This window comes from Cupriavidus sp. YR651 (assembly GCF_900101625.1).
Taxonomy (GTDB): domain Bacteria; phylum Pseudomonadota; class Gammaproteobacteria; order Burkholderiales; family Burkholderiaceae; genus Cupriavidus.
In genome coordinates, this window is the sequence record NZ_FMYZ01000002.1 from 735,606 (window position 1) to 760,776 (window position 25,171).

At 63.0% G+C, this 25,171-nt stretch carries 20 protein-coding genes and 3 pseudogenes; 12 read left to right on the top strand and 11 right to left on the bottom strand.

Annotated elements, in window-relative coordinates:
• The first annotated feature begins 192 nt into the window (after positions 1–192).
• Positions 193–927, top strand: a complete 735-nt coding sequence (locus BLR29_RS09545) for a cysteine hydrolase family protein (RefSeq protein ID WP_092136547.1) — start codon at positions 193–195, stop codon at positions 925–927.
• Positions 928–1,012: 85 nt separating this feature from the next.
• Here BLR29_RS09545 and BLR29_RS32790 read toward each other — a convergent pair.
• Positions 1,013–1,144, bottom strand: a pseudogene (locus BLR29_RS32790) (IS5/IS1182 family transposase); the annotation flags it as partial.
• A gap of 66 nt (positions 1,145–1,210) precedes the next feature.
• On the opposite strand from BLR29_RS32790, the gene BLR29_RS09550 reads away from it, so the two are divergent.
• From BLR29_RS09550 to BLR29_RS09560, 3 genes are all read left to right on the top strand, one after another.
• Positions 1,211–2,668, top strand: a complete 1,458-nt coding sequence (locus tag BLR29_RS09550; RefSeq protein ID WP_092136549.1) for a catalase — start codon at positions 1,211–1,213, stop codon at positions 2,666–2,668.
• 444 nt (positions 2,669–3,112) lie between these two features.
• Positions 3,113–3,859: a substrate binding domain-containing protein gene (locus tag BLR29_RS09555; protein WP_092136551.1), complete on the top strand. Its 747-nt coding sequence runs from the start codon at positions 3,113–3,115 to the stop codon at positions 3,857–3,859.
• A gap of 737 nt (positions 3,860–4,596) precedes the next feature.
• Positions 4,597–5,418, top strand: a complete 822-nt coding sequence (locus tag BLR29_RS09560; protein WP_092136553.1) for a cysteine hydrolase family protein — start codon at positions 4,597–4,599, stop codon at positions 5,416–5,418.
• A gap of 359 nt (positions 5,419–5,777) precedes the next feature.
• On the opposite strand, the gene ccsB is transcribed toward BLR29_RS09560, so the two are convergent.
• From ccsB to BLR29_RS09600, 8 genes are all read right to left on the bottom strand, one after another.
• On the bottom strand, positions 5,778–6,803 hold the full coding sequence (gene ccsB / locus BLR29_RS09565; RefSeq protein ID WP_092136555.1) for a c-type cytochrome biogenesis protein CcsB: 1,026 nt from the start codon (positions 6,801–6,803) through the stop codon (positions 5,778–5,780).
• Positions 6,791–8,758, bottom strand: a complete 1,968-nt coding sequence (locus BLR29_RS09570; RefSeq protein ID WP_092136557.1) for a cytochrome c biogenesis protein ResB — start codon at positions 8,756–8,758, stop codon at positions 6,791–6,793. The genes ccsB and BLR29_RS09570 overlap by 13 nt, the downstream gene beginning before the upstream one ends.
• Positions 8,755–11,922, bottom strand: a complete 3,168-nt coding sequence (locus tag BLR29_RS09575; protein WP_092136559.1) for an efflux RND transporter permease subunit — start codon at positions 11,920–11,922, stop codon at positions 8,755–8,757. Before BLR29_RS09575 ends, BLR29_RS09570 begins: the two co-directional genes overlap by 4 nt.
• Positions 11,923–11,957: 35 nt before the next feature.
• On the bottom strand, positions 11,958–13,406 hold the full coding sequence (locus tag BLR29_RS09580) for a heavy metal-binding domain-containing protein (protein WP_092136561.1): 1,449 nt from the start codon (positions 13,404–13,406) through the stop codon (positions 11,958–11,960).
• Between the two features lie 95 nt (positions 13,407–13,501).
• A complete protein-coding gene (locus BLR29_RS09585; RefSeq protein WP_092136726.1) occupies positions 13,502–14,428 on the bottom strand; it encodes a multicopper oxidase domain-containing protein in 927 nt (308 codons plus the stop codon).
• Positions 14,429–14,454: 26 nt separating this feature from the next.
• Positions 14,455–14,820: a c-type cytochrome gene (locus BLR29_RS09590; RefSeq protein WP_176860907.1), complete on the bottom strand. Its 366-nt coding sequence runs from the start codon at positions 14,818–14,820 to the stop codon at positions 14,455–14,457.
• Positions 14,817–15,518, bottom strand: a complete 702-nt coding sequence (locus BLR29_RS09595) for a c-type cytochrome (protein WP_092136563.1) — start codon at positions 15,516–15,518, stop codon at positions 14,817–14,819. Before BLR29_RS09595 ends, BLR29_RS09590 begins: the two co-directional genes overlap by 4 nt.
• A gap of 20 nt (positions 15,519–15,538) precedes the next feature.
• Entirely contained in the window at positions 15,539–16,564 is a 1,026-nt protein-coding gene (locus BLR29_RS09600) for a multicopper oxidase domain-containing protein (protein ID WP_255371151.1), read from the bottom strand.
• 261 nt (positions 16,565–16,825) lie between these two features.
• Between BLR29_RS09600 and BLR29_RS09605 the strand changes: the two genes are divergently transcribed.
• From BLR29_RS09605 to BLR29_RS09630, 6 genes are all read left to right on the top strand, one after another.
• Complete coding sequence (locus tag BLR29_RS09605; protein ID WP_092136565.1) at positions 16,826–17,221, top strand: RrF2 family transcriptional regulator; 396 nt, start codon at positions 16,826–16,828, stop codon at positions 17,219–17,221.
• Positions 17,222–17,330: 109 nt separating this feature from the next.
• Positions 17,331–19,436 carry a TonB-dependent receptor family protein gene (locus BLR29_RS09610; RefSeq protein WP_092136567.1) on the top strand — a complete coding sequence of 702 codons (2,106 nt, stop codon included), beginning with the start codon at positions 17,331–17,333 and terminating at the stop codon, positions 19,434–19,436.
• Positions 19,437–19,489: 53 nt separating this feature from the next.
• Complete coding sequence (locus BLR29_RS09615; RefSeq protein WP_092136569.1) at positions 19,490–19,972, top strand: RrF2 family transcriptional regulator; 483 nt, start codon at positions 19,490–19,492, stop codon at positions 19,970–19,972.
• A 67-nt stretch (positions 19,973–20,039) separates the two neighbouring features.
• Positions 20,040–20,483, top strand: coding sequence for a group III truncated hemoglobin (locus BLR29_RS09620; protein ID WP_092136571.1), 444 nt, complete (start codon positions 20,040–20,042; stop codon positions 20,481–20,483).
• 191 nt (positions 20,484–20,674) lie between these two features.
• Positions 20,675–21,343: an alternative oxidase gene (locus BLR29_RS09625; RefSeq protein ID WP_092136573.1), complete on the top strand. Its 669-nt coding sequence runs from the start codon at positions 20,675–20,677 to the stop codon at positions 21,341–21,343.
• A gap of 184 nt (positions 21,344–21,527) precedes the next feature.
• Positions 21,528–21,809 (top strand): hydroxyquinol 1,2-dioxygenase, encoded by a 282-nt coding sequence (locus BLR29_RS09630; protein ID WP_092136575.1) that lies wholly within the window; start codon positions 21,528–21,530, stop codon positions 21,807–21,809.
• Here BLR29_RS09630 and BLR29_RS31885 read toward each other — a convergent pair.
• A pseudogene (locus BLR29_RS31885) lies at positions 21,802–21,992 on the bottom strand (IS110 family transposase); the annotation flags it as partial. The gene BLR29_RS09630 and the pseudogene BLR29_RS31885 overlap by 8 nt on opposite strands.
• Positions 21,993–22,029: 37 nt before the next feature.
• Between BLR29_RS31885 and BLR29_RS09635 the strand changes: the two are divergent.
• Positions 22,030–22,685 (top strand): annotated as a pseudogene (locus tag BLR29_RS09635) (transposase); the annotation flags it as partial.
• Between the two features lie 285 nt (positions 22,686–22,970).
• On the opposite strand, the gene BLR29_RS09640 reads toward BLR29_RS09635, so the two are convergent.
• Entirely contained in the window at positions 22,971–23,807 is an 837-nt protein-coding gene (locus BLR29_RS09640; protein ID WP_176860908.1) for a vanadium-dependent haloperoxidase, read from the bottom strand.
• A gap of 426 nt (positions 23,808–24,233) precedes the next feature.
• Here BLR29_RS09640 and BLR29_RS09645 point away from each other — a divergent pair, with 426 nt between their 5' ends.
• Entirely contained in the window at positions 24,234–24,962 is a 729-nt protein-coding gene (locus BLR29_RS09645; protein WP_255371152.1) for a TetR/AcrR family transcriptional regulator, read from the top strand.
• Positions 24,963–25,171: the final 209 nt, after the last annotated feature.

Consider the following 25,171-nt stretch of genomic DNA (forward strand, 5'->3'; position numbering starts at 1 on the left):
CATTGACGTGGCGCTGCCGAAGGTCAATTCAAGCTGGACCCCACTCAACTTCCAGGAACCAACATGACACCGCACAGCAACTACTCGCAGCAGTCGCGAGAACCACTCAAGAGTCGTGAGTACCGATGCGCCAACCGCACTGCCCTTCGTTGGACGGCTGCGCTTGCCATAACCGTGGCAAGTATCGCAAGCATGACAGCACAAGCACACTCGGTAAGTCCGGCGCAGTACAACGAACCGGTCGAGCGCGCGATGCCCGTCCCCGAAATGACGCTCGACCTGGAACGCACCGCCTTGGTCGTGATTGATCCCCAAATCGACTTCATGAGCCCGAAGGGCGCCGCTTGGTCCGCCGTGGGTGAAGCCGTCACCGAGCAGCAGCTCGTCCCACACCTGCTTCGCCTGTTCGAGGCATCAAAGAAGGCCGGCATCGTCGTCGGGATCTCGCCTCACTACTACTACCCGCACGACCACAGCTGGAAATTCCAGGGCCCCGTCGAGCTGTTCCAGCACAAGATCAAGGTCTTCGACCGCCCCAGCGCTCTAAGCCTGGATGGCTTCCGCGGTTCGGGCGCTGATTTCATGCCTGAATTCAAGCCCTACATCGAGGACGGCAAGACCATCATCGCCTCGCCGCACAAGCTCTACGGACCGCAGACCAATGATCTCTCGCTGCAACTTCGCAAGCAGGGCGTGACCAAGATCATCCTTGCCGGCATGCTGGCAAACCTGTGCGTTGAGTCGCACCTGCGCGAGTTCCTAGAAGAGGGCTTCGAGGTGGCCGTCGTGCGTGACGCCGTTGCGGGACCGAAGCTGCCCGAGGGTGATGGCAACCTGAGCGCACTGATCAACTTCCGCTACTTGGCCAACGCGCTCTGGACCACGGATGAGGTCGTCGCGCGACTTCAGAAGCCTGCTAAGCGGTGATGTGTCGCAGCGCTGGTTGCGAGACCGAGAGCTTTGGCGCCACACCGAGCAAACGGGCAAGTCGACCAGCGCGTATTTATACCCGCTAACAAAACTCCTCAACGAATCGAGAGCAGATGACAGCGCAGGCGAGCGTGAGCAGAGTGGGATGGATATCGACGCGACGTTCGAAGCGAATGCGTCAGCTTGCCGAATTTGCGAGCCAGGCATGCGTGCGGGCAGTCGCGCTGGACCCGGTTCACCATAGTGCTGTTACTCCAAACCATACCTGAAGAGAAACACAATGTCCGATCGAAAACTGACCACGGCGAACGGGGCGCCGGTCGTCGATAACTTCAACATTCAAACTGCAGGCCCGCGCGGGCCCGCGCTGCTCCAGGATGTTTGGCTACTGGAGAAACTCGCTCATTTCGATCGCGAAGTCATCCCTGAGCGCCGCATGCATGCCAAGGGCGCGGGCGCCTACGGCACCTTCACGGTCACGCACGACATCACCCGCTATACGAGGGCCAGCATCTTTTCGCGCGTCGGCAAGCAGACGCCGCTGTTTGCGCGCTTCTCCTCCGTCGCCGGGGAACGTGGCGCGGCCGACGCCGAGCGGGACATCCGGGGCTTCGCGCTGAAGTTCTACACCGATCAAGGGAACTGGGATCTCGTCGGCAATAACACCCCAGTCTTCTTCTTCCGTGATCCATTGCGTTTCCCGGACCTGAATCATGCGGTCAAGCGCGATCCACGTACCGGCCTGCGCAGCGCCGAGAACAATTGGGATTTCTGGACCCTTCTCCCCGAGGCGTTGCACCAGGTCACAATTGTGATGAGCGAACGTGGCATTCCCAGAAGCTTTCGGCACATGCACGGCTTTGGCAGCCATACCTACAGCTTCATCAACGCCGCCAACGAGCGTCACTGGGTAAAGTTCACGTTCAAGACGCACCAGGGCATACAGAACCTGACGGATGCGGAGGCGGCGGATGTGATCGGGCGCGACCGCGAGAGCCATCATCGTGACCTGTTCGAGAGCATCGAGCGTCGCGAGTATCCGCGCTGGACCTTGTATGTGCAGATCATGACCGAGGAGCAGGCCCTGGCGCACGAGGTCAATCCGTTCGACCTGACCAAGGTGTGGCCACACCAGACGTATCCACTGATGGAAGTTGGCGTCCTGGAGCTGAACCGCAACCCCGATAACGTGTTTGCGGAGGTCGAGCAAGCCGCCTTCTCGCCCTCGACCATCATCCCGGGCATCGGCTTTTCGCCGGATCGGATGCTGCAGGCCCGCTTGTTCTCGTATGGCGATGCGGCGCGCTATCGGTTGGGCGTGAATCATCACCAGATTCCCGTCAACGCGCCACGCTGCCCGGTCCATAGTTTTCATCGCGATGGCGCCATGCGCGTCGACGGGAACAACGGCGCGACGGTCTCCTACTCTCCGAACAGCCAGGGCGAATGGGCGGAGCAGCCTGACTTCCGGGAACCACCCATGGCACTGAGCGGCGCGGCGGCCCACTGGGATCATCGTGTCGACGAGGACCATTATGAACAGCCCGGCAAGCTGTTCCGGTTGATGTCGCCTCAGGAAAAACAAGCGCTATTCGAGAACACCGCGCGGGCACTGGCGGGCGTGTCTCAACATATCCAGGAACGGCACATCGACAACTGTTCCAAGGCTGATCCCGCTTACGGTGCTGGAGTTGAGAGGGCTCTAGGCGATGTAGCCGGTGATCACGCGGTCCGCTGATAATGGGCCGGAGTTTGCCCGCCGTCAATCTGCATAACGCGTACGAATAGGCGTACGGGCTAGACTTTCATCGACTTCGTCCCGCTTGCCGGCGTCTTCCTCCTCCGGGACGCCGGCTTTTTCACGGGCGCGTGATGCGCGCGGCGTGGGTGGAGCAGGAACGCGCCCGCCTGCATGGAGGCGAGACAGGCTGATGCGCCCAGGCACTCACTCAACCGGATCGGTCGTTCCCCACCCTTCGTGCGCGTGAGTCAGGAGGCGCTCCCCGATATTTTGGCGCGCGGCGGGATGATGTGGAAAGCAGCGCTGCGCCGCTTCCGGATTGTTGCCACGCCGGAAACTCTCCGCGCTTCCCGTCGATTTGGCGCGGGGATGCCGCGTCGTTTAGCATCCAACACATCGTAAATATATCGCTCACGATTTAATGGCGTACTAGTAACATGAGTGCTTTTATCCTCAACAATCAATCGGCAGCTTACCCAGGCATCATCGTGTTCATGGCGCGCGCCGCGGAGTTCCATTCGGATTAGCTCGCCGGTCACATTCGGCAGAAGGATCATTGCGCCCCTATTAGACAAGTTTATCAATGCCTACCCCGAGGTCAAAATCGAGCTTCTGCTAGACGATCGTCCCACCGACTTTGCGACGGACCAGGTGGATGTAGCGTTCCGGAATGGGCGGGTAACGGATTCGCAGGTTATTGCGAAGCAATTGGTCCCGATGCGCATGGCAACCATCGCCTCGCCGTCGTATATCGCAGCCAACGGTCTTCCGGATACGCCGGAGGACATGATTCACCATAAGTGCATCAACTATCGGTATTGGAACGGCCTGGGACTGGAGTGGGAATTCCGTGCGGATGGGTTGACGCGGAAGCTTCTTCCGGGCGCCCATCTTACCTTCAACAATTTCGATCTGGTCCTGCGCGCCGTTCTGCAGGGGAGAGGCATTGCACATCTGCCGGGATATCTCATTCGTCCCTATGTGCAGGCAAGGGAACTCGTAGTGGCACTGCCGGAATATGCACCAGAAGATCGGGGGCACTACCTTTGCTACCTGAGTCGGCAGCATATGCCGTCGCGAGTGCGTGTGTTCATTGACTTCATGACTGAAGAGGTCCGTGCGCTCCATTTGGATAACTTTGACGATTGCGGCGACGACATACACGGCATATGTCAGTCTGCCCACTGAGACTTTCCCGTCCCCACGCCATCGTCACCGCGAGCGGTCCACTAATCATGTGATGCGCTCACGCTATTGCGCGACTGTCCAACCCCGCCGGAGTGCGGCAATGAAATAGGAGTTCCACAATGTCTGCTTCCGTCGCCTTCTGCGAGCGCCTGTCGGGACCAGGCGAAGCAGGCGCATTGCGGCGACGACACGCCCGGGAGAAGCGAATCGCCGTGGTCCATTCGTATCGTATTCGCCGATGCCGCCAACGCTTGCCGTAGCCGCGTTTTGGCTTGAGGTGCATTCACACCTGCGCCATACTAAATTGCAGGTGGAGCCCGATCGCGAATAGAGCGCCAGTGGTCGCGGCTTACTGTCGTTGTGCGCGGGACAGGGGGTAAGTTAGCGAGATAATCATCACTCTTCCTTCGATCTTCTTCGGACAGGAAGGGGCATCCAACGGATGCCTGATGGCAACGCTCCGCTACACAAGTCAGGACGCAAGGCGGTCAAATACAGAAGCACTCGCTCAATGGGCCACGCGAGGAGCAGGCGATTGCTTGTGAAGATCGGCTTCACCGAGGCACTTCCAAATATGGGGTGAGCTCTTCATGCGGTGAAGGAAAGCTTGCGATCGTGACGATACCGCGCCTATTCCCGGCTCTAGAAGGCATGCCAACGAGAGTGCGCTATGGACCCCATGGTGGTGCGTTTGTTGCACCTGCTCGCGTCCCTGCGCATCTGACCTGAGAATCATTATGTCTGAGACCTCAGAATTTAACGGCCGCCGTACGTTCTTGAAGGGCACGGTTGCCGCCGCCGCGGTAGCGTCCACGCAACTGCCCTCGCTGGCCAACGCAGCTCCGGCCGGTGGTGTTGCCAAGTATGCAGATCCATCCAAACCGGCACTGCCCAAGACGGGCATGAAGCTAGATCTCGCGCGCACTGCGTTTGTCGTCATCGATCCGCAGATCGACTTTATGAGTCCGACGGGCAAGGCGTGGGCAGTGGTGGGTGAAAGCGTGACCGAGCAGAACATGGTGCAAAACCTGCTGCGCCTGTTTCAGGCGTCCAAGAAGGCCGGCATTACGGTGGCGATTTCCCCCCATTACTACTACCCGCAGGACCATCGGTGGCGGTTCCAGGGGGGGGCGGAGATCTTCCAGCACAACCTCGGCCTGTTCGACCGTCCGGGCGCGCTGTCGCTCGAGGGCTTCCGCGGGTCGGGATCGGATTTCCTCCCGGAGTTCAAACCGTACATCGAGGATGGCAAGACCATCATCTGCTCGCCGCACAAGCTCTATGGCCCGCAGGTCAACGACCTGAAGCTCCAGTTGGGCAAGCAGCGGGTGGACCAGGTCATTCTCGCGGGCATGCTGGCCAACCTGTGCGTGGAGTCGCATCTGCGCGATCTGCTCGAGCAGGGCTTTGAGGTGGCAGTGGTGCGTGACGCCGTAGCCGGGCCGAAGCTACCAGAAGGCGACGGCTATGGCGCTGCGCTGGTCAATTACCGCTTCATCGCCAATGGGGTCTGGACCACGGACGATACGGTAAAGATGCTGGAAGGCAAGGCGGCCTGACGCATTTCGACCCCGGCGCCCAGTCATGGTGTCACGCGCGCACCTCAAGGTACAACGCATGGACATCAGTGTTGATTTGCCCTGAATCCTGACCCACGGGGGTGCGGCAGGAATCTTGGACTCGCGGCATAAACGAGTCCAAGATTCCTGCCGCACCTCCACGATTTGCATCGAAATTTGCATCGAAAACTGACCCACCCCAAAGGCTGTCAGTTGTTGCTTGGTGCGAAACACGGCGTTGCCCGTTTTGTGCTGGCCATGAAAGTGGAAAGAATGCGTGCCTAGATCACGATGGGGGACCGCCGCTTATAAGGCGCCCCCCCTTCGAGACGTCACAACTGCTTTATTTTGATAACGCCCTACAGGCTCCCGTACGAGTGCAGCCCCGCGAGATACATATTGACGCCGAGGAACGCGAACAGCGTGACGAATAGCCCGATCAGCGACCACCATGCCAGTGCAACCGGGCGCACCTTGCCGAGCATGCGGAAGTGCAGCCACGCGGCGTAGTTGAGCCAGACCACGAGCGCCCAGGTTTCCTTCGGGTCCCACGACCAGTAGCCGCCCCAGGCTTCCGCGGCCCAGAGCGCGCCGAGGATCGTCGCCACTGTGAAGCAGGCAAAGCCGACCGCGATCGCACGATACATGGCCTCGTCGATCCAGGCCACCGCGGGTAGCCGTGCGGACAGGAAACGCACGCCGGACAGCAGCCGTGCGGCCGCCAGCATCGCGGCGATCGAGTACGCGCCGTAGGCGAGGAAGTTGGCCGGTACATGCAGCTTCATCCAATAGGACTGCAGCGCGGGGATCAGCGGCGTGATGGCGCCCGCGCCACGCGTGCCGCCGTACCAATAGAGAAAGGCGTATGCCGCGCCGACCAGCGGCAGCGTGAACACGGTCATGCCGTCTGAACGGTAACGATCCTCGACGTACAGCATCATCACGCCGGTCAGGATGATGAAGACGACAAATACTTCATAGAGGTTGCTCACCGGTATGTGGCCCATGCCGGCGCCGATCTGGTAGGACTCGTACCAGCGCACCACCCACGCGCAGGTGGCAAGGCCCAGCGCGACCCACATCGACAGGCGGCCGGCGGCCGTGACGCGCGTCCGCCGCGCGAGCCAGCCGGCCAGATAGAGCGCCATCGCCACGCTGGTCAGCAGGCCCGATGCCAGCAGCATCGGCTGGCTCACGGGGCCGTTGGCCATGTCGTTGGGCTGCAGCGTGCGGCCGGAATCGCGGCCGATCTGCCAGATCGTGAGCAGCGCCACCAGCGCCACGCCGAGCAAGTACACGATGAACTGGCGCCAGAACCGGCCGACCGTAGCGGTGGGTGTGGCGGCTGCTGCATTGCCGGGCATGGGGGAGGCTATCGTGCGCATGATGACTCCAGGAAAGGGAGTGGCGCGGGACGGGCGGTGCCGGGCCGCGCTGGCAGGGGAGAGAGCAGGCCGGACAGTTCCTCGTCCAGGCCCGGGATCTTGCGGTGCGCGCGCAGGCCGGCCACGGCGGTACGGCTGGCGGGGTCCCACCAGAGCCAGAACCGGCGCTCGCGCACCATGTATTGCAGGCAGACGCCGACGGCCAGCATCAGCAGGCTGAGCGTGAGCAGGCCATCGCCGCCTTGCCGCGCTACCTGCAGGCCTGACGCGTTGCGCTTGTCGAACGTGCCGCCGAGCACCCAAAGCGGCGCATCCAGGGTGGCCAGGTCGTCGTGCGCGGCGAGCAGCCGCTGGATCTGGCCCAAATCGGGAGCACCGGTCAGACCCGCCAGCACGGGGGTGGTGCGTGCGACCAGGCCGATCAGCAGCGCCGTGGCGCCGGCCTGTTCGGCCTCGGGTACGGAGGCCTTGACGAGCGCGTCGATACCTCTCAGACCATCCTTGGTGAAGGCTTCGAGCGCGCGCGCGGCAAGCGCCGCGCTGTCTTTCGACTGCAGCGCGTCGTGGGTGGCGGCGACACGGGCCTCGGCGTTACGCAGCCGCGCCTCGAAGTGCTCGAATGTCGCGGTGCCACCATCGGCATCGACGGGTACGCGAACGTAGTCGAAGCCGCCGCCATCGGCGCGCCGCACGCCGCTCACGCGGTAACGGACACCTTCGAACGTCAGCGGCTGCAGATAGGTAACCATCGCGCGTGCCTGGCCGGACGGATCGCGCAACTGGTATTCGAGGCTCGGGCCAAGGTCGGCCGCGTCCGTGCCTGCCGGCCCATGACCACGCAGGAAGCGGGACAATGTGCCACCGCCGGCCGCCTCGCCCGCGCCCTGGACGTTCTCGAGGCGCAGGTCCGTCGCCTCGAACGTCCACGGCGCGTCGCCGACCAGCACCGGCACGTCGTTGCCGACCGTCGCCTCGAGCGGCGTCGTGCTGCCGTCGCGCGACAACGTGGCTAGCCGCAGCGTGCTGCCGCCGTCGGCAAAGCCGGACTGGTAGAGCGTAACGCCATCGACGACGAGCGGGTGATTGACGCGCAGCGCGTGCTGCGTGGGCGCATGGCCCGGCCGCCGCACTTCGAGTTCGCTGACGAAATCGCGCGGCTGGCCGTTGGCGTAGCGCACGATATGGAAGCGGCGCAGATGCACCGAGAACGGCAGCGACTGGACCAAGTAGCCGTCGCCCATCGCCACGATCGCATGGCTGGCATCCTCGCCCTCGGACAACGTTACCTGGCCGCGATAGCTCAGCGTGTCGTTGGCCAGCTTGCTCTCGGCCGGCACCTTGCCGACCGAGAGGCTGCGCGTCTCGATTTGGCTCAGACCCAGTGCCACGCGTGCACGCAGCGCGATATCGCTGTTGAGGAACGCCGCCACTGTGATCAGCACGATGGCTGTGTGCGTGAACAGATAGCCGAGGCGGCGCGAGCCGCCGCGCCGGGCAGCGATCAGCAGCGCACCGTTGTCGTGGCGGCGCACGGCCGTCCTGTAACGCGCGCGGCGCAGCAGTGGCGACACCTCGGCCAGCAGGGCCTCGCCGTCCGCGTGTTCGAGCGCCGTGCGCGCCGGCATGCCCGCGACGAAGCGCCGGTTGACGTGGTCCTGCGGATCACGCATCTGGCGCACCATCGGCACGCCGTTGCGAATCACGCAGATGCCCGTGGACATGGCCATGATTACCAGCAGCGCGGCGAACCAGACCGTGTGATAGACGTCGGTCAGGCCGAGGAACGCGAGCAAGGATGCCAAGGACTCGCCGTAACTGGACACGTAGGCGGCCAGCCCGGCGTTCTGCGGTACCACGCTGCCGATGCTGGCCGCGATGGCTACCACCACGAGGATGCCGACCGCGAATCGCATCGATCCGAGCAGCCGGTAAAGGTCATGGAAGTTCGGTCTCATACGATGGCCTTGTGATCGGTGGGTATGGCCGTGCCGGCCAACGCGGGCTGGGCCCGTGTCGCCCGCTCGCCGAACATCCACACGTACAGCGCCGGCATCAGCAGCAGCGAGAACAGCGGGGCGGACAGCATGCCGCCGATCATTGGCGCGGCGATTCGCTGCATCACGTCGGTACCGGTGGCGTGGGACAGCATCACCGGCAACAGGCCCGCGAGAATCACCGACACTGTCATCGCCTTCGGGCGGAGCCGCAACAGCGCGCCGCCAACGATCGCCCGGTAGAAGCCGGTGCCGCCGAGCGGCCGGCCGTGCGTCTCCCAGCGTTCCACTGCCTGGTCGAGGTAGAGCACCATCACCACGCCGAACTCGGTGGCCACGCCGGCCAATGCGATAAAGCCGATGATGACGGCCACGGACATCTGGTAGTCGAGCGCCCAGATCAGCCACAGGCCGCCTGCTACTGCGGCCGGCAAGCACAGCAACACCAGCAGCACGCGGCGCAGACTGTGGAAGTGCAGGTAGAGCAGGGCCAGCACCAGCGCGGCCGTTCCGATGCCGATCGCCGTTAGGTTGGCCGACGCGTGCTCGAACTGCAGATACTGGCCGGTCCACGTCGCCGTATAGCCTTCATGCTGCAGATTGGCCGCCGCAAGCGCTGCGCTGGCACGCTTGTAATAGCCACCGATATCGGCGCCGGCCACGTCGACGAACACATAGCCGATCAGCTTGGCGTTCTCGCTCTTCACTTCATTGGGACCATCCGCGATCTCGATGCGCGCGATGTCGCGCAGCAGCACGCGCGCGCCGGATGGTGCTTTGATCTGCAGGTTGCCGATCGCATCGGTCGTGTCGCGCAGCCAGCTCGGCAAGCGCAGCGTGACGGGCACGCGTTCGCGGCCGTCGAGGAGGCTGGTCAACTGCTGGCCGCCCACGGCGCCCTCGATCACGGCCTGCACGTCGCCCATGCGCAGGCCCAGGCGGCCCAGCGCGGCGCGGTCGATGTCGATATCGAGGTAGCGGCCGCTGCCAGCACGCTCGGCGAACACGGACCGCGTGCCCTCGACGTTGTGCAGCACGGCCTGGATCTCGCCGGCCATGGCGTCGATGCCGGCGAGCGTCGGACCGCTGACCTTCAGTGCAAGCTGGCTGCGGATGCCAGTGGACACCATGTCGATGCGCGTGCGGATCGGATAGCCCCACGAATTGGTCAGGCCGGGCACGCGCACGGCCGCGTCCAGCTTGGCGATGATGTCCTGGATCGTCTCGCCCTTGGCCCATTGCCGGCGCGGCTTGAGGCGGATCGTGGTTTCGATCATCGCCAGCGGAGCGGGGTCGGTGGCCGAGTCGGAGCGGCCGACCTTGCCGAATACGTGCTCGACTTCCGGCACCTGCAGGATCATGCGGTTGGTCAGCTGCAGGATATGCTGCGCCTCCGCCGCCGATACCGACGACAGCGTGGTGGGCATGTAGAGCAGGTCGCCCTCGTCAAGCGGCGGCATGAATTCGCTGCCCATCTGGGTGAGCGGCCAGGCGGCGCTGAGCACGAACAGCAGGCCGCCGGCCAGCGCGAGCCGCGTGCGGCGCAGCGTGCCGAACAGTAGCGGGGCGTACAGCGCGCGCAGCACGCGGCTGAGCGGATTGTGCGATTCGCCGCGAATCTTGCCGCGCACCGCATAGCCCATGAGCACTGGCGTCAGCGTGATGGCGAGCGCGGCGGCGAACGCCATCGCATAGGTCTTGGTAAACGCGAGCGGGAAGAACAGCTTGGCTTCCTGGCCCTGCAGCGCGAAGATCGGCAGGAACGACACCGCGACAATCACGAGCGAGAAGAACAACGAAGGGCCGACTTCCACGGCGCTTGCGCGCACGAGTTCCCAGCGGCGTTCGTTGGTCAGGTTCGGTTCCTTCTCCAGGCGGCGGTGCATGCTTTCCACCATGACGATGGCTGCGTCGACCATCGCGCCCACCGCGATGGCGATGCCGCCGAGCGACATGATGTTGGCGGTGCTGCCTTGCAGGCGCAGCACGAGCAGTGCGCCGAGGATGCCCACCGGCAGCGTCACGATCGCGGTCAGCGACGAGCGCAGATGCAGGAGGAACACCAGGCACACCAGCGCCACGGCCAGCGATTCCTCCATTAGCTTGCCGCGCAGCGTGTCGATCGCGCGCAGGATCAGGCTCGAGCGGTCGTATTCGAGCGCGACGCGCACGCCGGGCGGCAATCCGCTCTGCAGCTCGCCAAGCCGTGCCTTCACGCGCTCGATGGTGTCGAGCGTGTTCTGGCCCTGGCGCATCACGACGATCGCGCTGGCGGCGTCGCCGTGGCCGTCGATATCGACCGAGCCCTCGGCCGGACGCGGCACCATGACGATCCGCGCGACGTCGCGCAGCCGCACGCTGCCGCCGTCAGGGCCGACCGCGAGCGGCACGTCGAGGAGGTCGTTGGGCGAGCGCAGCAGGCCGTTGGCACGCACCACGAGCCGAGAGCGGGCCAGCTCGAACGACCCGCCCTCGATGGCCTGGTTGCTTTCGCGCACGGCAGCGGCCACGTCGGCCACAGAGAGATCGAGCGCCGCGAGCTTCTGCGGATCGACCTGAATTTCATACTGGCGGCTTTTGCCGCCGACGCCGGCGATCTCGGCCACGCCGGGCAGCGCACGCAGCTCCGGCGCGATGTAGTAGTCCTGTAGCGCCTTGAGGCGGTCGAGTGGCACCTTGCCGGTAGGGTCCTCGACCGAGTAGACGAGAATCCAGCCCACGCCCGAGGCATCGGGCCCGAGCGAGGGCGTCACGCCGGCGGGCATGCGGTCGCGCACCTGATTTAGTTGCTCCGTGACGCGGGCACGCGCCACGGTGGGGGCCACGCCGTCGCGGAACACGATGTAAACGTACGACTGGCCGTACATCGAGAAGCCGCGCACCGCGCTGGCATCCGGAATGGACAGGAGCGCGCTGGCGAGCGGGTAGGTGACCTGGTCCTCCACCAGTTGTGGCGGCTGGCCCGGATAGTCGGTCTTGACGACGACCTGGGTGTCGGACAGGTCGGGGAGGGCGTCGAGCGGCAGCGAGCGCAGCGAGACGACCGCCGCCGCGCACAGCATGGCCGCGGCCAGCAGTACTAGCATGCGGTGGCGGATGGACCAGTCGATGATGCGGGCGATCACGGCGAATTCTCCGGATGTTCAGGTTCGATGGGTGGCTACAGCACGTCCTTCGCGGTCGCGCCGCCGCTCATGCGCCGGCGCGTGGCGGCCAGTGAGGCCTCCGCGCCGAGCAGGAACTGACCGTTGACGGCGATGGCGGCGCCGTCTTCGAGGCCGTCGGTGATCTCCACGCGCTCGGCGTCTTCCTTGCCGAGCTGGACTTCGGTGGGCGCGAAGCGGCCGTTGCCGAGCGAGACCATGACGAAGTTGCCGTGGCCCGTGCGGAGCACCGCATCGCGCGGTGCCGCCAGCCCGGTATTGCCGCGAACCTCGATCGAGGCCTGCAGCACCGTGCCAGCCACCAGCGTGGCGGGTACTTGCTGCAACGGCACACGTACGCGCGCCCGGCGCGTGACGGGGTCCACTTCGGCCGCACCTACGCGGAGTGCGGTGCGGGCGCGCCAGCCCGGCAGCGCGTCCGACGTTATCGTCAGTTGTCCGCCGTTAGCCAGTTGCGGCAACTGGTCGGGATAGAGCGTCACGGTGACGCTGGTACCGCGCGGGTCGCTGTAGGTCAACACGGGCTGGTTCGGCCCCGCGGTGCCGCCGACGCGCACGTTGATGGCCGAGACCACGCCGTCGGCCAGGGCGGTGACCGGGATCACCTCGGTGATACGGCGCTCGCTTTCGAGCCGGTCGATCACGGCGTTGGGAATCTCCGCCTCGTGTAGGCGGTCGCGCATGCGCACGATCTCGCGCGCCACGCTGGTCAGCATGTTGTTCTGGCCAGCGGTGGCGCTCATGCCGCCCGAGGTCAGGCTGTCGCGGCGTGTCAGCAAGTCGATATAGTCGCGCTGGCGCTGCTGTGCCTCGGCGGAATAGAAGTCGTAGAGCACCTGGCCGCGGCGGACCTTCTCGCCCACGGCCGAGACGCCGAGGCGCTTGACCCAGCCTTCGAACTTCGGCGTGGCGGTGGTCGCGCGGCCCTGGTCGGATTCGAGCACGGCATAGGTCTGGATGACTGGCTTGAGCGCCTGGTGGCTGATGACTTCGACGGCCACGCCTAACTGGCGGTAGACCGAGTCGGCCACGTCAATCGTCACCGGCGCGGCGGCGCTGGCCATTCCCGCTGCCTGCTCCTGCATCGACTGTTGAACACCCACCTTGACCAGCCGCATGCCACAGATCGGGCAGCTGCCGGCCTTGCTCAAGAGGATGTTCGCGTGCATCGGGCACGTGTACTGCGTGGCGGCGCCGTCGGCGGACTTGGCTACGGCGATCGGTGCGGCGGAGGGCGCGGGCGTCGCCTCGGCCATTGCACCATGCATGTGGCTATTGTGATTCGCGTGAGCGGCATGTACATGCGCCATCGTGTCGGCGGAGGAGGCCAGCGCATGGCCGATGAATGGATCGGTCGCCGAATCCTGCATCGCCAACACACCCACCACGGCCGACAGCAGCAGAACAGCCGCCGCGCCGGTGCCCAGCATCGCACGGTCTTTCATGATCACTACCCTATAAAGGGGGCCGACCCTCAATCCCTGTCAAGGTCAGGCCGGCCCCGTACTGCACTCACTACCTGCTACTCACACACGCTCACTTATCGTGGCAGGATGTTCTCGCCCTTGCCGGCCTTCGGATCCGCGTCGTTCGAGAATTGCAGGATCGCGATGGCGCCGGACAGCGCGCCGCGTAGCGAGTGCGTGACGATGGCATTGGCGCCTTCCTTCGGCGAGATCAGGTCGAACGTGGCGGCATCGCCCGGTCCGACCACGAAGCTTTGCAGGCCGAACTGCACGTTCTTCGGGTTGCCGCTGCTGTACACGCGGTCCCAGATGCCGGCGATAGGGTGGAACGACGAGAACTCGTTGACGCCGGCGTTCACGAAGTAGACACGCACGCGCTCGCCCGGCTTGGCCTGCAGGATGCGACTGGCGTTCGGATCGTGTACCGGGTCGTACTTGAAGATGCCGCCGTTGAACATGACGTTAGTCCACTTGTTGGCCATCATGTCCGCCTGGCTGTCCGGATTGGCGTACAGCTCGGACTGGATCAGCACGTACTCGCGGTCGGCCTTCGGCATTGCCTTGGCGTCCTTCGGGTCGACGATGATCGCGCCGTACATGCCGCGCGCGATGTGCTGGATCATCGGGTCCGAACCGCAGTGGTAGAAGAACACGCCCGGGTAGTCGGCGGTGAACGTGTAGCTGCCCTGTTCACCCGGCTTGACGGAGTCGAAGTCCTTCACTACGTCGGCGCGCGCCGCGTGGAAGTCCACCGAATGCGAGTTCTTGTTCGCCTTGTCGTTGATCAGCGTAAACTCGACGGTGTCACCCTCGGTCACGCGGACCACGGTGCCCGGTACCTGGCCGTCAAAGGTCCAGGTGCGGTACATCGTGCCCTTGTTGTCGATCGGGAGGTCGATTTCCTTGGCCGTCAGCGTGACCTTGACGGTTTTCGCGTAGACGCCTTGCGCACCCGCGAGCAGGGCGGCGGCGCTGAAGAGGAGCGTTGGAATTAATCTCATGCTTGTATTGTTGTCCTTGTTGCAGTTCACTTCGTCTTGCTGACGAAGCGCAGGTAACTCACCATCTCTTTCATTTCATCTTCAGTAAGAACGCCCTCCCATTTCGGCATCAGAACGGATTTCCCCACGGCCAGACCGCCTCCCTTGATCGCCTTGAGCAGCGTTTCATCCGGCGTGTCGCCCATGGCCTTGGTGTCGGTGTGATCGCGAGGCTTGACGGCCATATCGCGGCTGTTCACACCATTGCCATCGCGGTTCACGCCATGGCATTGCACGCAGTAGCTGTTGTAGAGACGCGTGGCGTTCGCGTACTGGTCGTCTGCGCGCGCGGCCGTGGCGGTTGCCATGGCGAGCAGCGGCGAGAGCAGCAGGATCAGGGTCTTGCGCCTCATTTGACCTCTCCCTTCAGCGTGGTGATGTAGCCCGTGAGCTTCTGGACGTCGGCGTCGGTCAGATCGAGGCGCGGCATCCAGGTGTGCGGGTCGAACTTCTGCGGGTCCTTTATGTAGGCCACTACATAGTCCGGCTGCAGGCGCGCGCCGCCGTCGACCATCTCGGGACCCGAGATTCCGCCGCTGCCCGGCTTGGCCGAGTGACAAGAGGCGCAGCCGCGCAGCTTGGTGAACAGCAGGCTCGCCATCGAGGCGTTCGGCGGATCGTTCTTGAACCCGCCCTTCTCCACGAGGTTGAACTCGTTGCCGAGCTTCATCAGCTCAGCAGCCACGGCGATGGCGTCATCCTTCTCGAGCTTCGTGTGCGGCGCGAGCGCGGCCGGATCGATCGCGTCCGGACCCTTGTCGGCCGACGCCTTGACCGAGCGCGCCACCATCACACCGCTCGGGCGGATGGTGGTCGGGTTCTGCAGCCACTTCTCAAGCCAAGGCTGGTTGAACTTCACGCCGGCGTAGTAGAGATCCGGGCCCTTGCGCTGCCACAGTCGCTCGAGATCGAGCTTGGCCGGCTTGGCGACTGCGTGGCAGGCAACGCATTGCGCCTGCAGGATTTCCTGGCCGCTTTTGGCCTGGGCGCCACCGGCAGCCGCGAATGCGGCGGCTGATAACAACAGTGTTGAAAGACGGGGGACTTTCATCTACGACTCCAATGTCTCGATTACTGGATGGCCTGGCCCTTGAGGTTCTCGTTGGCGTGCTGACCCGGCCCCTTCTTCAGCGATTCCTCGTAATAGAAGTTGGGCTGGTATTTCTTGCCGGCCCAGTCGTACCAGGGGTCGGAAGGAATGCCGGAGTACTCGACCACGCTCATGATCCCGCCCATCGGACGGTCGCCGTTGACGGTATGCGAGTCGACGTGGTCGTGGACCATCCAGCGGCCGGGGTTGTTGGCCTCGAAGATGATGTCGTAGCGTTCGCCAGGACCGAACGTGATGGTGTCGGCCATGTACGGCTGCGACAGCGGGAAGCCATCCTTGAACGCGACCTTGAAGCTGTGGCCGTGCAGGTGGAAGCTGTGCATCGTGTCGCCAGCGCCGATCAGGCGCAGCCGGACGACGTCACCCTTGTCCACGCGGATCGGCTGGGTGTCGGGGTAGGCCTTGCCGTTGATGGTGAAGTAGTCAGGCTTGTCCGAGGGGAGGCCGCCGAAGCCGGGCTTGTCCGCCCACTTGGAATCCCACTCGGAGAACATCAAGATGAAGTCCTTGGTGACCTTCTTCTCGAGCGCGGTCGGTGCCTTCGGACGGACGATGAACGGACCCCACATGCCGCGCAGCGCCACGTGCTCGTTCACGTTCACGTGGCAGTGGTACCACATCGTTCCCGACGGCTCGGCGATGAACTTGTACTTGAACGAATCGCCGGGCTTGATCGCTTCCTGCGTCACGCCGGGCACGCCGTCATTCTTCCACGTTCCCTTCTGGTACATGCCGTGCCAGTGCACGGTGTGGGGCAGGGCGGTCAGGTTGTTGACGGTGACGTTTACCTCGTCTCCTTCATCGACGTAGTACAGCGGTCCCGGGACCTGTCCGTTGAACGCGAACGTGTGGAACTGCTGCTTGTCCACCAGCGTGATCCGCGTATCCTCGATGTTCATTTCGAAGGAACGGGTCGCTGCCCATGCCCCGTGCGCGGTCATCATGAGCGCCGACGCGGCGGTGATTGCGGCAAGTAAGGATTTCAACTTATTACCCCTGTTGGATGAGTCGCCGTCTCCGGCTTAAAGATGCATGGAGCATACATGTTATGGAGAGCTGACAACCGTAAGCCACACGCGTCGTGAGGATTAATTCGGCTGTAACGCGACAGAAATGAAGATTAGTTGTATTGAAAATACATTGTTTATAGACTTCGGCCGATAACAACGACAGGGAGGTCTAGCAATGGCTACCGGCCGCAATGGAAAGAGGATCGCAGCGAGCGCGCCACTGCCGCGCCCGGTGTCATGCAACTGACGGCCTATACCGAATACGGGCTACACGCGCTGGTGTATCTGGCGCGCCGGCAAGGCGAGGCACCGACGGCGCGCCAGATCGCAGAGGCGATCGGCCTGCCGCTCAACCATCTGGTCAAGATCCTGCATCGGCTTCGTCAGGCCGGCTTTCTGGATACCACGCGCGGCCGTAACGGCGGCACGCGCCTGGCGCGGCCGGCCGACTCGATCCGGGTTGGCGAGGTGGTGAGGACACTCGAGCATCCGCATGTGCTGGCCGACTGCCTGCACGGAGATGGCCGTTGCGCGATGGAAGCCAGCACGCAATGCGGCGAGGCGCTGAAGAGCGCGCTCGGGGCATACCGGGCCGTGCTCGACGGTTATTCGATCGCGGACCTGGCGCGATGACCGCATGCGTGACCTGCGCGGCGTTGCCACATGGCGCGCCATGTATGGAGCTTTGTAAGCTGCCGCTCTGTCTTGTGTTGTCCCGCATAAATTTACGAAGAGAGCATCGATGAAATTGGTTGATACATGGCGCTTGAACGCCATTGCCGCGGCATGTGCCGTGGTCGTCTCCACTCTGTTTGTCGCCGTGGCCGCTCGCGCGGAGGAGGCGGTCGTCACGCTGCCGGCCGCCACCGTCACCGCTGCCGCGGAGGGATCCCTCACGGTGCCCGGTGTGGCGCAGCAGCGCGAAGCGCTGAACCAGACCGCAGGCTCAGTCGGCTTTGTCGACGCGGCGTCCTATACGAATACCTACGCGAGCAACCTGCGCGACGTGCTCAAGGACGCGCCCGGCGTCTACGTGCAGGAGCGCTACGGTCAGGAACTGCGGCTCTCGATCCGCGGCTCCGGCATCGCGCGCGGCTTTCACACTCGCGGGCTCGAGATCCTGCAGGACGGCGTGCCGACCAACTTCGCCGACGGCAGCGGCGACTACTACCAGATCGACCCGCTCGGTCTGTCTGCCGCCGAGGTCTACAAGGGCGGCAACGGGCTCGCCTATGGCAGCACCACGCTCGGCGGCGCGGTCAACTTCACCACGCCGACCGCGCTGACGGCCGACGCGCAGAACATGGTGCGCATTGATGGCGGCAGCTTCGGCACCGCACGTGCGAGCGGCCAGGTATCGCGCCAGATCGGCGCGTTCGACTTCCTCGCCAACCTGAGCGTCAACCACTCAGAGGGCTACCGCAACCACGAGCGTGGCCAGTACGAGCAGCTCAATGCCAACTTCGGTTACTGTTTTAGCCCGAGGGTGGAGACGCGCTTCTACTTCGGCGCGTATATCGTGGACCAGCTGCTGCCTGGCGCGCTCACGCTGAATCAGGCGCTCAACAAGCCGCGCATGGCCTCGGCCAGCGCGCTGGCGGGCGACCAGGCGCGCAACACGCGCACCGAGCGGCTGGCCAACGTGACCAGCGTGAAGCTCGACAGCGGCCAGCTTGACCTCACCACCTGGGGCATCCACAAGAGCCTGTACCACCCGATCTTCCAGGTGATCGACCAGGACAGCTGGACGTACGGCTTTGCCCCGCGCTATACGGGCAACTTCACTGTAGGCGGGCTGCACAACCAGCTGATTGCCGGCGCGCGCTACTTTGGCGGCAACAACGATGCGCGCCAGTACATCAACGTCAATGGCAACCGCGGCGCGCAAACGCTGAGCGCGAAGCAGGATGCCTACAACTACGAGGCCTATCTGGAAGACCGACTTTATGTGTTGCCCACCGTGGCGCTGATGGCCGGCGCCAAGGCGTACCGCAGCCGGCGCGAGTACACGGATTACGGCGGCCTGCCGACGAATCCCACGCCAAAGGCCGATGCCTCCACCTACGGCGGCGTGAACCCGAAGTTCGGTGTGCTGTGGGAGCCCAAGCCCGATGTGCAGGCGTTCATCGACATCGCACGCAGCGCGGACGTCCCTGACTTCTCGGACCTGAACCAGACCATCGGCGCCACGCAACAGTTTGTGCCGCTGGCGGCGCAGCATGGCTGGACCGTGGAATTGGGCACGCGCGGCCGGCATGAGCGCTTCGCGTGGGATATCACGGCATACCGGTCGCTGGTGCGTGACCAGCTGCTGCAGTACACCGTGAATGCCGACGTGCCGGCCTCCACGTTCAATGCCAACAGGACGATCCTGCAGGGCGTGGAGCTGGGCGCGAGCGCGGACGTGCTGCGGAACCTCGTGGGCGTGGGTGACAAGCTGACGCTGTCTCAATTGTGGAATTTCAGCGACTTCCGCTTCGACAACGATCCGGTCTACGGCAACAACCGCATCGCGGGTGTGCCAAAGCACGTGCTGCGCACCACGCTGGCGTACAGCCGCAACGCGCAGCTGCGTGTGGCTGGCACCATCGACTGGGTGCCGACCGGCGCCTACGTCGACTACGCCAACACGCTGAAGGTGCCGTCGTATGTGCTGTTCGGCTTCGAGGCCAGCTACGAATTCGAGCGTGGCGTGACGCTGTTCTTCGACGCCCGCAACCTGGCCGACAAGCGCTACATCAGCGACTTCGGCACCGTGGCCGATGCGAGCAAGCCCGGCACCAACACATCGGTGTTCTATCCGGGGGTGGGTCGAGCGTTCTATGCGGGTGTGAAGTACCGATTCTGATAAAAGATGTATGCTTTGGATACTTTACCTAGCCCGCGCCACGCGACACGACGATGAAACTGACCGACTACACGGACTACGCCCTGCGAACGCTGATCTATATCGCCGTTCATCCGGAGAGGCTGGTTACCATCCAGCAGATCGCCGACAGCTTTGGCATTCCGAAGAACCATCTGGTGAAGATTGTCCATCGGCTCGGCCAGGAGGGATTCCTGCACACGCTGCGGGGCAGGTCGGGCGGCATCCAGCTCAATCAGCCGCCGGGCAAGATCAACGTCGGTGCGGTGATCCGCACGATGGAGCTGGACTTCGGCATGGTCGAGTGCTTCCGTACCGACAACGAATGCCTGATCACACCGGTCTGCGGCCTGCGCGGCGTGCTGCACGCGGCATTGGATGCGTACTTCAAGGTGCTCGACTCGCACACGCTCGAGGATCTGATTAAGAAGCCCAATGCGTTGCAGCGCGTGCTCGACAATCACGCCGAGATCGCGCGGATTCCGGTGGGGTCTGTGACGACGCGCGCACGCGCCTGAACCATGCTGCGGCCGCCGTTCGCTTCTTTGCCTTAAGGAATGGATCGATAATGCCGGAGTCTTCATCATGACCGAGCAAGCCGAATTTTTGTCGTTACCGAGTGAAGAGGCTATCGCTGCGTTCGTGCAGCGGTTCTATGCCAACGTGCGCGCCGATGGCGACATCGGGCCGCTGTTCGAGAAGAAGATCGCCGGCGCGTGGGATGTGCACCTCGACAAGATGAATGACTTCTGGTCGAGCATCGTGCTGGGCAGCAAGCGGTATCGCGGCCATGTACTGGCCAAGCATCTGACGCTGTCGGGCATCGAAGGGCCGCATTTCGCGCGCTGGATCGAGATCTTCATCGCCACCGCGCATGCCACGTTCGACGACGCTGTGGCCACCGAATTCGTGCGGCCGGCACTGCGTATCGCCAGCAGCCTGCAACTAGGGATGTTCGGTTGGGACTACGAGATTCCGGCCGCGCAGCACGCACTGCTGGAGTCCTACACCGCTCCTCGCCGAAGCTAGCTCTCCGCCAAGCGTGAGACGGACTGCGATCGGCCGGTAATCGCACAATCCGCTGTTGCGCGGCAGAAGATCGTCCTTGTCGCTGACACATTAAAAATGTATTGTGGATGCATGTTTTGCGGAACGGAATCGCCAAACGGCCCGCTGGACACGCAAAGCCCTAAACCGCACTCACTTTCTCGGAGCCCATCATGCAAGCCCCCGCCCACGCGACGGCCGACCCTGCTTCCGCAGATCTCGATACCCATCACGACGCCGCCGGTGTTTCCGACCGGATCGCTCTGGCCATCACGCTCACGCTACGGTTCTTCGCCGATACGTTCTTCGCCAAGCGCTACGGCAATCGCGCCATCGTCCTTGAAACCGTCGCTGCGGTTCCGGGCATGGTTGGCGGCATGCTGGTCCACCTGCGCTGCCTGCGCTGGATGGTGGCCGACGAAGGCTGGATCCGCACGCTGCTCGACGAAGCCGAGAACGAGCGCATGCACCTGATGACGTTCATCCAGATCGCCAAGCCCAGCTGGTTCGAGCGCATCGTCATCCTGCTCGTCCAGGCCATCTTCTTCGTTGTGTACTTCGTGCTGTACCTGATCTCCGCCCGCACCGCGCACCGACTCGTGGGCTATTTTGAGGAACAGGCCGTTATCAGCTACACGCTCTACCTGGCCGAAATCGACGCGGGCCGCGTGGAAAACGTCCCGGCCCCGGCTTTCGCGATCGATTACTGGCACTTGGTGCCCAACGCCCGGCTGCGCGACGTGGTGGAGGCGGTGCGTGCCGACGAAGTCGGACACCGCGACGTCAACCACGGCTTTGCCAACGCGCTGAAAACGAAGGAGTCGGTTGGACAGTTGACGTGAAGCGTCTGGTTGGACCGATGGAGATAGCCCACCGGGAGTGGCTGGCTTTTCCTTGGTTCATCGCGGCGCGATACATCCATCGCCTTTAATCCTTTCCGTGGCGGGGTAGTCCGTAACGGCACAGCGACACTGCAGCCTCGGCATATCGCCCACGCAAAACCGTTAAATCCAAAGGAAACTGATCATGTTCACCCAATTCACCAAGCGTCTCGTCCTTGCCGTTTCCCTGGCCGCCGCCGCCGTCGGTGCTCAGGCTGCCGTCAACAGCCCCCGCAATCCGTACTCGGATGGTGCCCGCGCCGAGCATGAGTCCCGCGATGTGTTCAGCGAAGGTGCCCGTTCCGTGCAGGATCAGCGCAGTCCGTACGACGACGGCGCCCACACTGTGGCCGGCCTGGACCGCACGGGCGTGTCGGCTGACCCGTCGCGCGCGGTCGACCCGTACCTCGACGGCGCATACGCCTGAGCTTGTTAGCTAAGGCGCAGGCCACAACGTTTGAATGCCGACGTGTCAGCATGATGCGGGCTCAGTCAGCAAGCCGGCCAGTTTGCTCGTCCAGCCGTTCCATTTAGGCACTGGCGCACCGCACCAGCAGGCGCCGGATGTTTTTGTCGCTCCGCTGCTAATGCCCAGCAGGTTGGCCCGCCCAACAGAGCACTATTCGTGAGTGCGCTAAAGTCACGAGAAGTACCATTCTGCGCTGGATGAGTTCAGGCAAGCCAGTGACGAGGCAGCGCCCAAAGCAGAACCCACAACCCCGTCGAAGAATATCTCGCTGACTGATCCTGAATTGCCCTGGACCGCCGCATCTGGTGGTCCAGCCTTCTTCGCATACTCGACCAACTGGCTGATAGACCTGCACGCGGGAATCATCCTGGATGTCGAGGCCACGCCCGCGCATCGGACCGCAGAGGTGGAGTCAGCGAAGTCGATGATCTACCGTGTCGAGGAACGCTTTGCATTTAAACCTCAGCGCCTCGCCGGCGATACTGCCTATGGGACGGCGCCGATGCTTGGATGGATGATCGAAGAGAAAGCGATCACGGCTGCAGTGGATGCTCGATAAAAAATCAATGCTGCCCGAACACACCAGTTCACAAGAACATGCGCAGCATCCACGAGAATGCGCGAGTCGTAGCACGTAACCTCGCGGCGACACTCGAGTTCGAGCAATCGCGCCGGGAGCGAAAGAAGGTGGAAATGCTATTTGCTCATCTGAAGCGGATCCTGAAAGTGGATCGCTTACGGCTACGAGGGCTAACCGGCGCGCAGGACGAGTTCCTGTTAGCCGCAACAGCACAGAATTTGCGATGTATGGCAAAGCGGCTGATGCCCTTCGGTGAAGATATGTTCAGCCATCGCATAAAGGTCTCGCGTCGCGGAACACGCCGTTCCACTACGGCACCAGTGGCGTCGAGAACGCACGCTGCAAATACGTCCTTTGCCAGGTGCGATTCTGCCCGTAGTAAGCTGGTCCAAGGCCATTGCAGTCGCGGCCCGGTAGCGTCGTGCATGACCCTGTACGGCTGGGCAGAAGGCCGGTGGACCAGTTCAGGCACCGCTCTCTGCGGGACATTCTGCATTAGTCCAGCCCGTCATGCCGGCCTTCTTTGTCAAGCGGTCAGCTTAGTGTGCGCCGGGCGTTGCGGGCAGTGCGGTAAAGCGTAGCGCGCTTTCTCCATGCCTTGGCGTATTCATGCGCAACACGTCGCTTGCAATGCGGGCGCCCAAGCGATCGCCATCCTCCATGTCGGTGCGAAAGTGGATGCCAGCTTTCAGGCGAGACATACCAGCCTCATTGGCCATGGCCTGAAAAGTCGCTGCATCGTTGGGAAATATTTCTGAAAGTATGGTCTTGGCAGCTCCCGACAAAGCTGAATGCCCGGAAGGATAAGAGGGGTGGGGTGGGACGCCGAATCCGGAGGGCAGCGGGAGTGAAGCGTCTAAGTCCGTTGGGCGAGGCCGCAGGTGCTGGTATTTGGCCCGGAACGTCGCGACCACCGTAGTATGCAACGCGCCTGCCAGCAGCGCGTGGACTCGCACTGCGGCGGGGTGACTCAGCTTGTATTTTTCAATCATTTTCTCGGTCACGACGAACCAGTGGCTGTTCGGGCTTACCATGTCTATGGACCAGAAATCGATCTCTTTGCGGTCAGCTTCATTACGTTGGGCCGCAAGCCGGTGCAGTTCCTCCAGGTCCGCTCGCGTGGAGGCCGAATCATTGGCTGGCGGAGCACTCAGCGTGTAGCTCTGCGGATCGGGAAAAGACAACCCGCGCCATGTGCCAGCCATGGGCTCCACCGGATTCGGCTTCGACCAGCGCAATTGTTTTAGCCCATCTAGTTGCTTGTCATTGTGCGCCTGCGCATGAACAGCGCCAGACAGGCTTAGCATTGCGGCCAAGCATACTTGCAGGGTCAGACCCGCACGCTGTAGGCTCGTTTGGCTTGTACGTTTCAGCATTTCCCATCTCCTTGCGGGAGAGTTTAAGATGTATTTATTATACATGTTTGATCCGGGCCGTATCTGAACGTTACGTTTGGTCGATTTGGACAATGTTATGTGGGACTTGCTACGGTCGCGATGGAAGTACGCGCACCGGCTGGCTCGCAAGCTCCAGGCGTTCGGGCATCAGGTCCGCTTGATCGCCCCACAGTTCGTGCGCCCTTCGTGAAGGGTATGCGGTCGTATTGCCTTCCACGTTATGGACGTGATCCACCAATGCGACCACTGCCTTGAGCGTGCCCTGTCAGCTGCCGTCGCCCGATGGCACCGGCTGGTCGTTGAGCGATTGCCGAGAACCGTATTTTCGGATTTCTTGGGTCGCTTGCGTACGGCCTGGACCGGTTGCAGGCGTGTCTCGCAAGCCTTGGCTAACGCCGCATCGGGATGTTGTCGAAGAAAGATGCATTGGGATCCCTGAATGGAGGCACCGGCGGGCCGCACTCGCATTCCGCTTCGCCGATGCTTGACAATAACCAACCAGTCGTCTATTATTTTTTCGAACTGCTCACCAACCACCGCGACATGCCAAGACCTGCCAACCCCGAAATCCGTCACCGCCTCCTGATCGACGGTGGCCGTGTGATTCATAGCGCCGGGTTCAACGGGGCCGGCGTGCAAGACATCGTAGCTGCCGCGGCTGTTCCCAAGGGATCTTTCTACAGCTATTTTGACAGCAAGGAAGCCTTTGCCGCCGAAGTGCTCGAAGCGTACTGGGAGTCCATTGAACAACGCCATAGCAACGTGATGTACGACGCTCGCATCAAGCCGTTGGTCCGGATCGAAAAGTTGTTCGAGTTGCTGCTGGCGGACCAGGCGGCGCAAAAATTCGAGTTAGGGTGCCTTATAGGCAACCTTTCGCTCGAATTGTCCAATCTCAGTGGCGAAGTCCGAACGGTTCTGGGGCGCATCCTGGCGCGCTGGGAAGGCATGATCGTCGCCTGCCTTGATGAGGCCAGGATGCGCCAGGAACTGCCGGCGGATGGTGATTCCGCGCAACGCGCGGCCGTCATAATCGAGACTTGGCAGGGGGCGGTCCTGCGCAGCAAGCTCGAGCGCAACGGCGACGCCTGCCAACGCTTTCTGCAGGTGACGCTCAAGCGGCTGTTGTCCTGAATTTTTTTGCGGCTTTAAATAGCCGACTGGTCGCGTATTAAACAAAAACCGGTTCAATGCAGACCTGCTGACCTTCATCCGTAATTGAAACGACGCCCACCGGGCTCACCATTTAGAGGTAATTTCCATGTCCAATCTCCCCCAGTATGCAGATCCCGTTGATCCGGCTCTGCCGAAGACAGACATTACGCTGGACCTGCCGCGCACGG